Source organism: Amycolatopsis sp. NPDC054798 (assembly GCF_053611505.1).
Genome location: NZ_JBSHAM010000015.1, coordinates 34,473 through 49,334 on the forward strand (window position 1 = coordinate 34,473; position 14,862 = coordinate 49,334).

Below are 14,862 nucleotides of genomic sequence, written 5' to 3' on the forward strand. Positions count from 1 at the left end.
GCCCGGACCACCGGCCCGAAGTCGTGCTGCGGACAATAACCAGCCCGCTGGACCGAGATACGAGACGCCGCGAGACAGAGCCCGTGCGGGGAACCTTCACGGGCGCTGAGTCCCTCGGGGTTCCCCGCACGGACCTGTCACGACGCGACCGGCACCGGCTCCTCGGCCCGTGCCGCCGCCGGGGAACGCCGCAGCGCGACCATCCCCACCACCGCGAACACCACGACAATCGCCGCGCCGATCCCGGCGACCGTGTGCAGCCCCGAGGTGAACGCGTCCCGTGCGGTGGCCAGCACCTGCTCCCCCATCGTGCCGGGCAGCGTCGCCGACGCCTCCATCGCACCGGCCATGCTCTCGGTCGCCTGGGCGGACGCCGCCGCGGGCACGTGCGCGGGGATCGCGATCTGGTCGCGGTACACCGCCGTCCCGACGCTGCCGAACACCGCGATCCCCATGGCGATCCCGAATTCCGCGCTGGTCTCCGACATCGCCGAAGCCGCGCCCGCCCGTTCCGGCGGAACCGAACCGATCACCATTTCGGTGCACAGCACGCCCTGCGGCCCCATTCCGAAGCTGGCGATCGACATGCCCAGCACCACGAACGGCACGCCGCCCGCCCCGTTGGCGAGGGTGAACAACAGGATTCCGGCCGCCGCGACCAGCATTCCGAAGCCCAGCACGAATTCCGGCCGCATCCGGCGCGCCAGCCGCGGCGCGATCATCGACCCGGCGACCACGGCGAGCGCCTGCGGGACCAGCAGCAGCCCGGCGTCGACGGTGCTCAGTCCGGCGACCATCTGCAGATATTGGCTGACCAGAAGGAAAACACCGCCCATGGTGACCGCGCCGACCAGCATGATCGCTACCGCGGCGCTGAACGCGCGCACCCGGAACAGCTGGAGGTCCAGCAGCGGGTGCTCCAGCCGCCGCTGCCGCCGGACGAACACCACGCCGACCGCGACCCCCGCTGCCAGCACCGCGATTTCGGTCAGGGACAAGCCGTTCTTGGCGATTTCCTTGAGCGCGTAGATGACCGGCAGGATCGCGGCGAGCGACAGGCCGACGCTGGCGAGGTCGAGGCGTCCGGCGGCGTCGTCGCGGTATTCCGGCAGCAGTTTCGGCGCGGTCGCGAGCAGCAGGACCATCACCGGCACGCCCATCAGGAACACCGAACCCCAGCGGAAATGCTCCAGCAGGAACCCGCCGGCGACCGGGCCGACCACCATGCCGCCCATGAAACAGCTCATCCACACCGCGATCGCGGAGCCGCGCTGCTTGGGGTCCGGGAACATGTTGCTGATCAACGCGAGCGTCGAGGGCATGAGCGTCGCCCCGGCGATCCCGAGCACGGCCCGCGCGGCGATCAGCATCTCCGGACTGGTCGAAAACGCCGCCGCGACCGACGCGAGCCCGAACGCGCCGCCGCCGATCATCAGCAGCTTCCGCCTGCCGATCCGGTCGCCGAGGGTGCCCATCGTGACGAGGAACCCGGCGATCATGAAGCCGTAGATGTCGATGATCCACAGCAATTGCGTCGCCGACGGCCGCAGATCCGCGGCGAGGTGCGGAACCGCGAGGTGCAGCACGCTCATGTCCAGCGACAACAGCACGGTCGGCAGGGCCAGCACGGCCAGGCCCAGCCACTCGCGTCGTCCGGCACTCATTTCGGTCTCCCCTGGGGTGTCGATCGGTCGTCTCACTGAAGCGACGATCGGGGTGCGGCCGGATCGACATCCTGGGAAAAACTTCTTCGGACGGATTGGGGCGGAAGCTCAAGAGGCTGGTCAGCCGTGCTCCGGCGGCACATGCGACGCCGAAAAACCCGCGTCGCCTTCGCCGGAGCACTCGGGGTCGTCCCTGGCTTTCCCCGGAATCAGGCCACCGCGTAGTTCCCGAGCGAAGGTTCCAGCAGGTCGAACGCCTCGCTCGCCTCCGCGGCGACCGTCTCCGCGATCTCGTCGTCCGGCCGCCCGGCCAGAGTCAGCTCTTCGATCCGCTGGAACAGGATGTGGTGGACCGCCCCCAGCAACCCGGCCGCCGTGCGGACGGCGATGTCCGACCGGGTGCCGCCGACCGCGTCCGCCAGCGCCTCCGCCAAGGCGCGTTCCCGCTGTTCGTGCAGGCCGCGCAGGCACGCCGACAAGGTCGGGCTCTCGGCGATCATCCGGCTGAATTCCAGCCCCGCGAACCCGATCACCGGGTCCTTGGCCGCGACCGCGGCCTCGAATGCCCGCCGCAGCGCCGCGAGCGCGGACTCCCCTGGTCTCCGAGCCGCCACCGCGTCCGCCAGGGTCGCGACGAACTCGTCCTGATGGTCCAGGACCAGGTCTTCCTTGCGGGCGAAGTAGTTCGTCACCGTCTTCTTCGCGACCCGCGCCGCCGCCGCGACCTGGGCGATCGTCGTCTCCTCGAAGCCCTGTTCCAGGAACAGCCGCGTCGCGTGGTCGGAGATCAGCCGGCGCGTCTCCTGCTTCTTGGCTTCCCGCAGGCCCAGCTCCATGAAAACTTACCTCCGACGTAAATTTACCTTGACACCCATCTAGTGCCTCGGCATACTTTTACTACCGACGTAAAGATAGCCCGAAGGAGACCCTCTTGTCGATCGCTGCTCTCCCGTCGCTCGCGGACCAGGCGGACCACCTGATCGCACTGGGGGTGCCCGAGATCGCGCGGCTTTCCGCCGCTGACCTGCGTGCTTTCGCCGCGGACCACAGCGCTGCGGAAGGCGCGCTGCTGGCGGTCCACCCGGATCGGGCGCCCGCGTCGGCGCTCACGCCGCTGCTTCGCCGTGAAGGAAAACCCGGGTTCGTCGTCACCGACATGCGCGACGTCGACCAGTTCACCCCGCGCGACATCGAGGTGCCCGACGCGCCGCTGTACCTCGTCACCGGACTCGACCGCGGCGACGAGCTGGCGAACTGGAGCCCCGAGGAAGCACTGCCCGCGATCACGAAAGCCGGACGCAGTCCGCTGCTGCTCACCGAGGGGATCCACTGGGTGCTGCACCAGCCGTCGGTGCTCGACCGCAATCATTGCTTCATGACCATCGGCTCCCGGCTGCGCAAGGAAAACGGCAAGTTCGACGCCCGCACGCCGGCGCTGTGGATCAGCAACGGCACCGGCCGCGACGGCAGCGAGCGGCGCAACGCCCCGAAGGTCGGCTGGTGCTGGTGGGGCAACCGGCACACCTGGCTGGGTTTCGGGTCCGCCGCCGCCCGCCGCTGAGCCCTTATCCGAAGGAGAGATCCCATTTTCCCCGATCCGAACGTCCTGCACCCGATGCCCGGCCAGCCGCGGGTGGTGCTGCTGAAACCGCTGGTCACCTCGCCGCTGATCGACGTCGGCGACTTCTCCTACTACGACGACCCGGACGATCCGGCCGCCTTCGAGACGCGCAACGTGCTGTACCACTACGGGCCGGAGAAGCTCGTGATCGGCAAGTACTGCGCGCTCGGCGAGGGCGTGCGGTTCATCATGAACGGCGCGAACCACCGGATGGACGGGCCGTCGACGTTCCCGTTCCCGATCATGGGCGGCGAATGGGCCGAGCATTTCGACGTCATCACCGGCCTGCCCGGACGCGGCGACACAGTGCTGGGCAACGACGTCTGGCTCGGCTATCGGGCGATGGTCATGCCGGGGGTCCGCATCGGGCACGGCGCGATCGTCGCGTCCGGGGCGGTCGTGGTGGACGACGTGCCGGACTACGGCATCGTCGGCGGCAACCCCGCCAAGCTGATCCGCCGCCGCTACCGTGACGAGGACGTCGACCGCCTGCTGGCGATCGCGTGGTGGGACTGGCCGCTGGACCACCTCACCAAGCACGTCCGCACGGTCATGTCCGGCAGCGTCGACGAACTGGCGAGGGCCGCGGCCGAACTCGCGTGACTCGGTAACGTGGCTGGCGTGCCCGTTGAGATACCAGAGGAAGCTCGCCGAAGCACTGCCCTGTTCCTGTCCACAGTGGACCGAGTCGCGCCAGGACTGGTGACCGGCTTTTACCTGGTCGGCTCGGTCTGCTTCGGGGACTTCCACGCCCGCGGCCCCGGACGCGGACGGCTGGGCACGGCCAGCGACATCGATTTCGTCGCGGTCACTGACCGACGCGCCGGGCCGGGTGAGATATCAGCACTGGCACAGGCGCATGCCACCACGGTCGCCCAGTTCCCGCGCCCGCATTTCGACGGGGCCGTGCTGACCTGGGCCGACCTCGCCGCCGGGCCGGAGGACTGCCCGGACGTTCCGTGCGCGCAGGAAAGCCGGTTCACCACGGCGGGCCGGGACGGCGTCAACCCGGTGATGTTCTGCGAACTCGCCAGCCGCGGGATCGCGCTGCGCGGACCCGAAACGTCCGATGTGGACATGTGGGCGGACCGGGACGCCTTGCGCGCGTTCACCGTGGACAACCTGAGCCGTTACTGGCGGCCGTGGTGGGAGAAGAACCGGCGGATCAGTGCGTTGTCGCTCGCGCTCGGAGCGAGCCCGTGGTTCCCGGTGTGGGCCGTGCTCGGGGTGAGCCGGCTGCACCATCTGCTGACCACCGGGGAAATGACGTCCAAATGCGGCGCTGGTCGTTATGCGGCAAGGGAATTCGGCTCGCGCTGGCAGCGCATCGTCGCCGAGAGCCTGAGCCTGCGCACCGGAGGCGCGGAAGGCCGTCGCAGCTATCGGAATCCGCTGGCGCGGCGACGCGACACCCTCGCGTTCGTGGACGCCACGATCGACGACGCGCTCGCTCTGGCCTAGCCGCACGGAACGGGCCCGGCATGGCTGGATGTGCTTGCTTGCGGCCCTGCTCGAGGGCAGCTGGCCGTCGCTCGGCGACTTTATGCATCAGCGGGAGCGGGGCGGTGGTCGAGCAGCATGACGACGGACGCGGAAACCGGGCGCGGTTCGTCGGCGCCGCGCGTTCGCGCACGGTGGGCGGCCGCACCGGACGCCAACTGCCCGGCGGAGATAGCGCCCTCGGCCGAGAGTGCGATCTCGGCCGCGCTCCCGCCGGACAGCGCCGCTCATCTGTCCGAACTAGCACCTTCGGGGAAATTCGGCGATCAAGCGCTCCGGGGTTGACCTTCAAGTCGCTTGAAGCCCGATGATGGGCAGGTGTCCCCTTCCGACCTGCTGACCATCGGGGCGTTCGCCCGCCGCTGTGGCCTGACCGCCAGCGCGCTGCGCTTCTACGCCGATTCCGGACTCGTGCGGCCGATCCGGGTGGACGAGGAATCCGGCTACCGCTATTACTCCCCCGGCCAGGTCTCGGCCGCGCTGCTCGTCCGGCGGTTGCGGGAGATCGGCCTGCCGCTGGAGCGGGTCGGCGCGGTCCTCGCCGCCGAACCGGCGGAAGCGTCCCGGATCATCGACGACCACGTCGCCGGGTTGGTATCTCAGGCGCAGCAGGCGCGGGAGATCGCCGCGACAGCGAAGGCCTCGCTGGGTTCGCCGGAACCGGGGCCGTCGGTCCAGGTCACCGGGCCGGTGTTCACCGCCGCGGTCGAGCAGGTGCTGACCGCGACCACGCACGAACTGCCGGTGCTCAACGGCGTGCACCTGGAAGTCTCGGCCGAGGCGATCGTGCTCACCGCCACCGACCGGTACCGGCTGGCGACCCGCACGCTGGTCCCGGCCGAGCCGGTCGCGTCTGCTTGGACCGCGACCATCGACGCCGACGACCTGCGGCTCGCCCTGCCGTGGACGCGCCGCCAGCATCAGCTGCGGGTGAGCGTCCGGGCCGACGAGATCTGCTTCCTTGGCGACGACGGGATGACCCGGACCTGCCGGACCGTCACCGGCGAGTTCCCCGACTACCGGCTGATGCTGGCCTCGCTGCCAGAAGTCCTTACCCGAGCGGTGATATCTCGCAACGCCCTCGTGGCATGTCTGGAACGCCACTACGCCCCGCAGATCCGGCTGGACCTCTCCGCCGCAGCGGTCACGGCCGGAACCGAAGTTCTCCCCGCCCACGTCACGGGACCGCCGATCTCGCTCTCCTTCGCCATGAGCACGCTGCACCCGGCGATCAGCACCGCCGTCGGCCCGGACGTGATGCTGGACGTCGCGGCCCCGCACCTGCCGGTCGTCGTGCGCTCGGCCGACGAAGGCGACCTGACCACCATTGCCATGCCAGTGAAAGGAACTGCCGGATGACGGACACGATGGCCGAGATCACCGCCGCGGTGACCCAGGGCCGAGCGGGCTCGGCGGACGCCGCCCGGGCGCGTCTGCAGGAATTGTGGGACGAGATCGGTCCGGGCGGCGATCCGTTCTACCGCTGCGTTCTGGCGCACTACCAGGCAGATCTGTTCACTGACCCGGCAGAGGCGCTGGTCTGGGATGTCCGGGCCCTGGACGCCGCGGCGACGGTGACCGACGAGCAGGTGCGAGCCCACGACGCCGGGCTTCGGATCGCGGGCTTCTACCCGTCGCTGCACCTGAACCTGGCTGACAACTTCCGCCGCCTCGGATCATTTTCCGCGGCGGCAGAGCAGATCGAGGCAGCGCGAAAACGCCAGGACGCACTAGGCGACGACGAGTACGGTGCGATGATCCGGCAGGCGATCGACGGGGTCGCGGAAGCGATCGAACGCCGGTCCACCGAACGACGCACGACGGCACCGGGAGTCGAATAATTGGAGCAATGGCTGTCGGCTTGGTGCCGCACCCACCTCGGCGCCGCACCGGTCGAGGTGCTGTTCGAGGCCCGGCAGATCTCGTCAGTGCACGGTCTGCGGCTCGCGGACGGCCGAAAGGTCGTGGTCAAAGCCCGTCCGGACGATGGCCGCGCTGAGGCGTGTGTCTCGGCGCAATCCCAGTTGGCCGAGCGAGGCTTTCCGTGCGCACGACCGCTGACGCCAGTCGTCGCGGTCGGTTCCCTGGCCGTGCACGCCGAGGAATACCGTCCTGGCGGTGAAGTGATTCCCGGAGATTCACCGGAGATCGCCCGGCGTTATGCCGAGGTTTTCGCCCTGCTGATGACCGCTCTCGACGGGATTTCCTCCGCGCCGCCGCTGCCGAACCCGCGCTGGCTGCGCTGGGGTCACTCCGGCCCCGGCTTATGGCCAGCGATCGGCTTCCTGGACGAACGAGACCAGCGCCTGGTGCCCGAGGAGGTAACCAAAACCGCCGATCGGGTCCGCCGCCGGCTGCTCGCGGCCGATCTGCCGAACGTTCTCGGACACGGCGATTTCGAAGCGCAGAACCTTCGCTGGGATACCAGTGAAGGCTGGACGGTACACGACTGGGACAGCCTGGCATGGCAACCCGAAGCGGCGCTGGCCGGAGCCGCGAGCGGGATGTTCCCGAGCACGACGCCGCCGATGCTCGCGCCGATCGAGAGTTCCGCAGCGTTCCTGGAATCCTATCAGGACTTCCGCGGCCGCCGGTTCAGCCTGGCCGAACAGGAAGTCGCGTGGGCGGCGAGCTTGTGGCCGGCCGCGCACAACGCACGCTGGGAAGCACTGCACAGAGATCCGCCGATTTGTGGCGCGGCGATTCGGAAACAGGCGGTTGACCGTCTTCGCCTGGCGAACGCCTGACCGTGGTTGGGGTCCGGGCGGTTGCCGCGCTGGGGGACGCCGCAACCGCCCGGAGGCATTACCGGATGTCGCGAACCAGCGCGCCCACGATCGCGTCTATCCGGCCCGACTGGGCTTTCGAGTAGTCCGCCGTGTCGATGAACACGGTCACCGAACGTTTGCCGTCCTCCGTCACCGCGTTGCGGAAGTCGTGGCCGCTGGCCATGCCGCCGCTGTGCCCCCAGGTCGGGAAGTTCGGGGTCAGTTCGTACCGCTGGAGACCAAGGCCGTATCCCTCGCCGCCGTCGTCGAGGACGGTCTTTTTCATTTCCGTCAACTGGGCGGGAGGCAGGAGTTTTCCGCCCAGCAACGAAGTCCAGAATTTCGTCGTGTCCGCGCCGGTGGAGATCAACTCGCCGGAGGCGTCTGCCTCGGAGACGTTCCATTCCGTGGTGTCGGCACCGTCGGTGTAGGACCGCAGGTCCGGCGCGTCGATCGTCGTTTCGTCGCCGGGCCAGTAAGTTTCGCGCAGGCAGAGCGGTGTGATGATCCGCTCGGCGAGTTCGGTGCCGATGCTGCGGCCGGTCACCTTGGCGACCACCATTCCGGCCAGGTTGTAATTCGTGTTGGAGTACGCGAACCCGGACGGCGCGCGGTCCGGCGGGGCAAGGGCAAGGGCCTGTTCGACGGTCTGGATCGGGTCGAAGTGTTCCCAGCGGTGCGCCTGGTCGTCTTCCCAGAACGGCGAATCCAGGTAGTCCGGCAGGCCGCTCGTCTGCTGGAGCAGCTGCCGGACGGTGATCTTGCGGCCGTCGTAGCGGGCGGTGCGGATCAGGCCGGGCAGGTAGTGGTCGACCGTTTCGTCCAGGCTGATTTTGCCCTCGGCGACCAACTGCAGGACGACGACCGCGGTCCACGTTTTCGTGTCGCTGCCGATTCTCGAATGTTCGTCGCCGGTGATCGCCCGGCCGGTCGCGACGTCGGCTTTTCCGACGCCGCCTTTCCACAGGCCGCAATCCGGGCTCTGCACGGTCAGGACGATTCCCGGGAGACCGACCTTTTTCAGCCCGTCGAGCGCGGTTTGGACGGGTTTGGCGGAACACACGGCCGCGGAGGCCGTGGTCATGGGCACGACCGCCAAAGCCGCGGCCACTGCCACCGCCGCGGCAGCGCTGATCCAAGCTCGCATGTCGTCTCCTTCTGCTCGAATCCTCAGACTGCGAAGAGGGTTTGCGAAGCAACGGTGTGCCGGCGCAGCGCGATCGGATCGACAGCGACGCCGCCGCCCGGACCGTCCGGAACGGACAGGCAACCGTCTTCGAGTTCGAACGGAGCGGTGAGATCGCTGGCGTAGTACCGGTTCGACGCTGAGATGTCATTGGGCAGCACGAAACCGGGCAACGCGGCGAGGGCGAGGTTCTGCGCGCGGCCGATCCCGGTTTCGAGCATTCCGCCGCACCACACCGGGATTCCCTGCGCGGCGCACACTTCGTGGATCCGCCGCGCTTCGAAATATCCGCCGACCCGGCTGGGTTTGACGTTGACGATCCGGCACGCGCCCAGCCGGATCGCGAACGCGGCGTCGCGCGCGGAGCAGATCGACTCGTCCAGGCAGATCGGCGTGCGCAGGAGTTTCGCGAGTTCGGCGTGCCCGCCGAGGTCGCCCGCGGCGAACGGCTGTTCGAGCTGGACCAGCCCGAACTCGTCCAGCCTGCACAGGTGGCCGGCGTCGGCGAGGGAGTAGGCGGTGTTCGCGTCGGCCTGCAGCACCAGGCCGGGGCCGAATTCGGCGCGGACCGCGCGCACTGGTTCGAGGTCCCAGCCGGGTTCGATCTTCAGTTTGATCCGGACGTAGCCCTCGGCCAGATACCCGGCGACAGCGTCGAGCAATTCCGGGATGGTGTCGGTGATTCCGACGGAAACCCCGGCCGGGATCCGCTCGCGCACGCCGCCGAGATACGTCGACAACGGCATCGCGTAGGCGCGGCATTCGGCGTCGAGGATCGCGGTTTCGAGCAGAGCTTTCGCCAGCGGGTTCCCCTTGACCGGAGCCATCGCCTCCCCGACCCGGGCCGCGGTCAACTGCGGCAAGGCGGTGACGCGCGGAACGAGATGGTCGTGCAGGATCCGTTCGGCACCGGCGGCGAACTCCGGGCTGTACACCGGTTCCGGGTCGCCGCCGAACTCCGCCCAGCCGTCGCTGACGTCGGTCACCACGTGCAGCAGAAGGGTGTCGCGTTCGGTGTCCACCGAGCAGGAAGTCCGGAATGGACGGACGAGCGGGAGACTGACCTCGATCAGGTCGATCCGTTCGATTTTCACACCTGCTCCCCCTCGGTCAGGCGGTACCACCCGGACCGGCTGAACCCGGTCGCCGCGCAGCCCTCGGAAAACAGCGGGGCCATCGCGTCCCGGATCGCGTACCGCCACTCCGCGCCCAGCCGCGCGTCCAAGCGGCGGAGCCCCACGATGTCGGCCGGAACCCGGCACCAATACCCGGAACTGTCGCGGGCGAGGAACGGCTCGCCGTCGGGGGCGCGGCGCGGGTCGACCTCCGCGGCCGCCAGGTCCGGACCGGTCAGCTGGACTGGCTTCGGTTCCCGCAGCGGCCACACCGCGGTGAACCGGTCGGTTTCGTCCGCGCCGTTGACGCCGTCCTCGATCTGGCCGTAGAAGTCCACTGTGTACTCGGTCCCGCGCGCGCCGAGCTTCGCCAGGTTGAAATGCGCGTTGCGGCTCACCAACGGATCGAAGGTCCAGACCATTGTTTCCGCGCCCTGGTCGAGCGCCCAGACCCGCTGAGCCTGCTTCAGCGCGAAGCCCACTCCGCGATCGCTCGCGCGCGCGGCGGCGATCAGCGAATAGACCGCACGGGTCACGGGCGGGCAGAAGATCAGCGCCGAGGCCGCCAGGATCCCGTTGTCATCAGCCGCGTAATGCACCGCGCCGCCCGCGTGGACAACGGCACGCAGGGCGTCGGCGCCGAACGGCGCCTGGGATTCCGGCGTCTGCCAGACCCGGGCGAGGAACCGCGACACCGCTTCGAGCGTCCGGACGTCGTCGGCCAGCCGGATCCGGACTCCGGCCCGGTTCGCCGCGCGCAGGGCGGTCGAGACGGCCGGGTCCGGGGCCGGAGGGAGTACGGTCGCGGGTGCGCCTGGTGGAACGTGCATGCAGACAGCCTCGCGGCCGGGCCGTCCGGGTGCGTGCAGTGCCGGTCCAGAGATTCCGCGGATGTTTTGTGCGTCTGGCTAAAGAGGTGAAGATGCTCGATCCGGAGGCGCCCGATCTGGGGCAGGTCCTCGACGCGCTCGGTGCTTCGCTGCTGCGGCCGGTCACCCCGCTGCCGGACCGGCCGGTGCCGGTGTCCGGCGTGCTCATCCACGAGCGGCGCACCGCGGTGCCGCCGGGGCAGGACACGATCCTGCTCGCGGTCGGAGCGGATCCGGCCGAGGCGAAAGATCTCGTCAACGCGGCCGTGGGATATGCGGCGCTGGTGGTGAAAAGCTTCGGCGAACCGCTCTCCGAACTGTCCGGCGCGGCGAGGGAAGCCGGGGTGGTGCTGCTCGCCGCCGACGAGGCCGTGCCCTGGCACCACCTGGAAGCGATGATCTCCTCGGCGCTCGCGCCCGCCGTGCGCACGCCCGGCGCACCGGCGGCGGGCGATCTGTTCGCGCTGGCCAACGCCATCGCCGGGATGGTCGGCGGCGCGACCACGATCGAGGACCCCCACCGGCGGATCCTGGCGTACTCGACGCTGCCCGGCCAGCCCATCGACGACGGCCGCCGCCAGGGCATCCTCGGACTGCAGGTGCCCGAGGTGCCGGTTTTCTACGACGACCAGTACCGCGAACTCGCGCGGGTGCGGCGGACCTGCCGGTTCCCCTCGCTGCCGGACGGGCTGCCGCGGCTCGGCGTCGCGGTGCGGGCGGGCAGCGAGATGCTCGGGTCGATCTGGGTGGTCGACGCCGACGACAGCCTCGACGAGGCCGCCGAGCAAGCGCTGTTCAACGCCGCCGAGATCGCCGCGCTGCACCTGCTCGCCGCGCGCACCGCGGTCGACGTGGTCCGTCGTCGGCGCGCTGACCTGCTACAACGGCTGCTGGCCGACCCGAGCAGCGTCACCGCCGTCGCCCCGCAGCTCGGATTGGACCCCGACGCGCCGGCGGCAGTGGCCGCGTTCACCGTCTCCGATCCGGAAGACGTCCTGGCCGCGCACGCGGCGACGCGGCTGGCCGATCTGGTGAGCCTGCACTGCGAGGCGCACTACGGCAGGCACGGCTGCGCCCTGATCGACGGGACGGTCTACGCGCTGCTCCCCCAGGGTCCCGCGCACCGCGAACTGGTCGCCGACATCGCCCGGCGAGCACACGGCGCGCTGCGGATGCCGGTGCAGGCCGGGCTCGGGTCGACCGTCCCCGGGCTCCGCTCGATCGCTTCCTCCCGGGCCGACGCGGACCTGGTCCTGCGGACGCTGGCCGAACGACGCGCCGCGCCGGAACCGTGCCAGGTGGCGGCCATCGAGGAGGTCTGGGCGGGGGCGACGTTGTCGGTGCTGGCGCAGCTGCTGGCCGGAGACGCCGCGCTGCCGAAGCGCTTGGGCCCGGCCGTGCGGGCGCACGACGTCGAGCACGGGACCACTTACGCGCCGACGATCCTGGCTTACCTCGGCACGAACGGCGACATCGCGGCGGCGTCGGCGCGGCTGTCGGTGCATCCGAACACGATCCGGTACCGGCTTTCCCGGGCGGAGGAGATCTTCGGGTTCGATCTGGCGGATCCGGACGAGCGGCTCGTGCTGTGGCTGCGGTTGCGGCTGGGAGACCAGCTCGGCTGGTAGGCCCGGCGGCGGCGAGGTCCGGGCGCCGGCCGGGATAACGTGAGCCGTGCCCTTCGCCGATCTCGACTTCTCCCCGTTCACCGACCCGGTCGACCCGGCTTCGGCGCGGGCCTACGCGGTGGCGAACGGCGAACGGCCGGAGGCGGACCTCGCGGCCGGCGGGTGCGTGGTCACTGGTATCTCAGTGCTCTTCTTCGGGTTTTTCTCGGTCTTCTTCGGCATGATGTCCGGCGGGTTCCTCACCGTCGGCGGACTGCTTCCGGCCGGGCTCGGGGTCGCGGTCGTCGTCGTTTTCCTCGCCGGTTCGGGCAGAGGCGGCAGGCAACTGCGCGAGAAGAGCTACCGGATCATGCGCTTCGCCACCGTGAACGGCATGAGCTGCCGCAAGAAGATCACCGACCCGGAGGGAGCCGGGACGATCTTCGGACACGGCATGCTGCGGATCGCGTCCGATGTGGTCACCGCGAAAGCCCCGCGCGAGATCGAGATCGGCCAGTACAGCTACACCGCCGGCTACCGAAGCAGCGAGACTCGCCGGTGGAGTTACGCGACCACCCCGCTCGACGTCACCCTGCCGCACCTGATCCTCCACACCCGTGCGACCAAGGGCCGGCCGAGCCTGCCCGGCGCCGACACCGCACCGGGCAATCCCGAGCTGCACGGACCGGGCGCGGAAGCGTTCCGGGTGTTCGGGCCGATCGGGCGCGCGAAAGAGATCCAGGCACTGCTGGACCGCACCGTGTTCGCCCCGGACCTGCTGTCTCGGCTGGTCGAACGACCTCTCGACGTCGAACTCGTCGGCGGGCGGCTCTACCTCTACTCCGCCACGCCGCTCTCCACCACCGACCCGGACACCTGGCGCTGGATCCTTCCGCTGGTGACCGACCTCGCCGAACGGCTCGAAGCCTGACCGTGGCCTGACCCGCCGCGCTTTGCGGTGCTCACGACGACCGGCCCCTCCGTACCGCCCGCCCCGCCAGCGCCCCGGTCGGCTTGCCGTCCTGCAGCGCGGGCTGGCCGTTCACCAGCACGTGCCGCATCCCGTCGGCATACCGGTGCGGATCCAGGTACGTCGCGTTGTCCTGCACCGCCGCCGGTTCGAACACCGTCACGTCGGCGAACGCGCCCGGCCGCAGCACGCCGCGATCGACCAGGCGCAGGTTCGAAGCGGGCAGGCTCGTCATCCGCCGCACCGCTTCTTCCAGCGACAGCACGCCTTCCCGCACCCAGGGGCCGAGCACGCGGGCGAAGGCGCCGTACGTCCGGGGATGGGTGGACGTATCCGTGAACGGCGCCTCCGCCGGGATCGCCTCGGAGTCGGTGCACACCGAAACCCACGGCTGTTTCAGTGCGCACCGCAGGTCCGCCTCCGAGGCGGTGAACAGGGCGACCATCAGATTCGGTTCTGCCGCGACGAGGTCCAGCAAGGTGTCGAGCGGATCGCGGCCGCGGCTTGCCTCGGCGAGCGTCTGCCCCGACATCGCGCTGCCCAGCAGCAGGATTCCTTCCGCACCACCGGATCCGAGGTACAGGTTCTCCCAGTCCCGCCGCGGTTCGAGGATCGCCGCCTTGATCTCCGCCCGGATCGAAGGATCGGCGATCCGCGCGGCCAGCTCGCCGCCGTCGTGGAAGCGCGGCGGGATGAAGGCCGACAGGAAGGTCGAGCCGGCGTCGTACGGGTAGATGTCCGCGGTGACGGCGAGTCCGTCCGCGCGCGCCTGCTGTATCCGTTCGAGCGCAGTGGACATCAACGGCCAGTTCTCTTGTCCGGACGCCTTCAGGTGATATATCTCTGCCCGCGCGGAGGACTCCCGGGCGATCCGGATCAGCTCGTCGACCGAATCGATCAGCCGGTCCGACTCTCCGCGGATGTGCGAGATGTACAGCGCGTCGTGCTTGGCCAGCACGCGGGCGTACGCGATCAGCTCCTCGGTGGGCGCGTAGCTGCCCGGTGCGTAGATCAACGCCGACCCCACCCCGAGCGCGCCGGCCGCCAGTTCCTCGTCCAGCAGCGCGCACGCGGCGGCTAGCTCGTCGTCGGTGAGCGGACGGTCTTCGTTGCCCGCGAAGGGCATTCGGAGGTTTTCCGCGCCGACGAAGCTGCCGATGTTGAGCCCGGAGCCATCCAGGTCGGCGAGGAAATCGCCGAGCCGGGGCCAGCTGGTCCGCATGCCGAACAGCGACGGCTCGGCAGCGACGAGGCCGGTCATCCGGCCGGCGACCGGGCCCATCGAACGGCCTTCGCCGAAGATCTCAGTGGTGATGCCCTGATATATGTCCGACAGGCCGCGCGGATCCATCTGGAGGGTTTCGTAGGCGTGGCTGAGCACGTTGACGAATCCCGGCGCCACCACGCACCCCTCGGCGTCCAGGACCGGGACACCGGCGTCCCGGACATCGCCGATCGCCTCGATCCGGTCCCCGGCGATCGCTACGTCCGCGCGGCGGGCAGCGGTGCCGGTGCCGTCGAGCACTGAGCCACCTCGGATGACGAAATCGGCGGGCATCATG

Annotated in this window: 14 protein-coding genes; 8 read left to right on the forward strand and 6 right to left on the reverse strand. The window is 69.8% G+C overall.

Features of this window, described 5'->3' with window-relative positions; translation table 11 throughout:
• Positions 1 to 137 precede the first annotated feature (137 nt).
• Together ACWGIC_RS12485 and ACWGIC_RS12490 are read right to left on the reverse strand one after the other, a co-directional pair.
• Positions 138 to 1,664 (reverse strand): MFS transporter, encoded by a 1,527-nt coding sequence (locus ACWGIC_RS12485; protein ID WP_452076000.1) that lies wholly within the window; start codon positions 1,662 to 1,664, stop codon positions 138 to 140.
• A gap of 209 nt (positions 1,665 to 1,873) precedes the next feature.
• The gene (locus ACWGIC_RS12490; RefSeq protein WP_452076001.1) at positions 1,874 to 2,500 is read right to left on the reverse strand and encodes a TetR/AcrR family transcriptional regulator; all 627 of its coding nucleotides are present in this window, start codon (positions 2,498 to 2,500) and stop codon (positions 1,874 to 1,876) included.
• Between the two features lie 95 nt (positions 2,501 to 2,595).
• Between ACWGIC_RS12490 and ACWGIC_RS12495 the strand changes: the two genes are divergently transcribed.
• The 6 genes from ACWGIC_RS12495 to ACWGIC_RS12520 all read left to right on the forward strand — a co-directional run bounded on the left by ACWGIC_RS12495 (position 2,596) and on the right by ACWGIC_RS12520 (position 7,532).
• Complete coding sequence (locus ACWGIC_RS12495; protein ID WP_452076002.1) at positions 2,596 to 3,225, forward strand: DUF5701 family protein; 630 nt, start codon at positions 2,596 to 2,598, stop codon at positions 3,223 to 3,225.
• Positions 3,226 to 3,279: 54 nt separating this feature from the next.
• Entirely contained in the window at positions 3,280 to 3,888 is a 609-nt protein-coding gene (locus ACWGIC_RS12500; RefSeq protein ID WP_452076003.1) for a CatB-related O-acetyltransferase, read from the forward strand.
• Between the two features lie 18 nt (positions 3,889 to 3,906).
• Positions 3,907 to 4,746: a hypothetical protein gene (locus ACWGIC_RS12505; RefSeq protein ID WP_452076004.1), complete on the forward strand. Its 840-nt coding sequence runs from the start codon at positions 3,907 to 3,909 to the stop codon at positions 4,744 to 4,746.
• Positions 4,747 to 5,103: 357 nt separating this feature from the next.
• Positions 5,104 to 6,144, forward strand: coding sequence for a DNA polymerase III subunit beta family protein (locus tag ACWGIC_RS12510; protein WP_452076005.1), 1,041 nt, complete (start codon positions 5,104 to 5,106; stop codon positions 6,142 to 6,144).
• Positions 6,141 to 6,626: a hypothetical protein gene (locus ACWGIC_RS12515; RefSeq protein ID WP_452076006.1), complete on the forward strand. Its 486-nt coding sequence runs from the start codon at positions 6,141 to 6,143 to the stop codon at positions 6,624 to 6,626. Before ACWGIC_RS12510 ends, ACWGIC_RS12515 begins: the two co-directional genes overlap by 4 nt.
• Positions 6,627 to 7,532: a phosphotransferase gene (locus tag ACWGIC_RS12520; RefSeq protein WP_452076007.1), complete on the forward strand. Its 906-nt coding sequence runs from the start codon at positions 6,627 to 6,629 to the stop codon at positions 7,530 to 7,532.
• Positions 7,533 to 7,590: 58 nt separating this feature from the next.
• Here ACWGIC_RS12520 and ACWGIC_RS12525 read toward each other — a convergent pair whose 3' ends face one another.
• The 3 genes from ACWGIC_RS12525 to ACWGIC_RS12535 are packed head-to-tail and all read right to left on the reverse strand — an operon-like array spanning position 7,591 to position 10,684.
• Positions 7,591 to 8,700 (reverse strand): serine hydrolase domain-containing protein, encoded by a 1,110-nt coding sequence (locus ACWGIC_RS12525; RefSeq protein WP_452076008.1) that lies wholly within the window; start codon positions 8,698 to 8,700, stop codon positions 7,591 to 7,593.
• Positions 8,701 to 8,723: 23 nt separating this feature from the next.
• Entirely contained in the window at positions 8,724 to 9,833 is a 1,110-nt protein-coding gene (menC, locus tag ACWGIC_RS12530; protein ID WP_452076009.1) for an o-succinylbenzoate synthase, read from the reverse strand.
• Entirely contained in the window at positions 9,830 to 10,684 is an 855-nt protein-coding gene (locus ACWGIC_RS12535) for a hypothetical protein (RefSeq protein WP_452076010.1), read from the reverse strand. The genes menC and ACWGIC_RS12535 overlap by 4 nt, the downstream gene beginning before the upstream one ends.
• Positions 10,685 to 10,776: 92 nt before the next feature.
• Between ACWGIC_RS12535 and ACWGIC_RS12540 the strand changes: the two genes are divergently transcribed.
• Positions 10,777 to 12,351, forward strand: coding sequence for a PucR family transcriptional regulator (locus tag ACWGIC_RS12540; protein ID WP_452076011.1), 1,575 nt, complete (start codon positions 10,777 to 10,779; stop codon positions 12,349 to 12,351).
• A gap of 46 nt (positions 12,352 to 12,397) precedes the next feature.
• Entirely contained in the window at positions 12,398 to 13,261 is an 864-nt protein-coding gene (locus tag ACWGIC_RS12545) for a hypothetical protein (protein ID WP_452076012.1), read from the forward strand.
• 31 nt (positions 13,262 to 13,292) lie between these two features.
• Here the strand turns inward: ACWGIC_RS12545 and ACWGIC_RS12550 are convergent, their stop codons facing one another.
• Positions 13,293 to 14,861 carry an N-acyl-D-amino-acid deacylase family protein gene (locus ACWGIC_RS12550; RefSeq protein WP_452076013.1) on the reverse strand — a complete coding sequence of 523 codons (1,569 nt, stop codon included), beginning with the start codon at positions 14,859 to 14,861 and terminating at the stop codon, positions 13,293 to 13,295.
• Position 14,862: the final 1 nt, after the last annotated feature.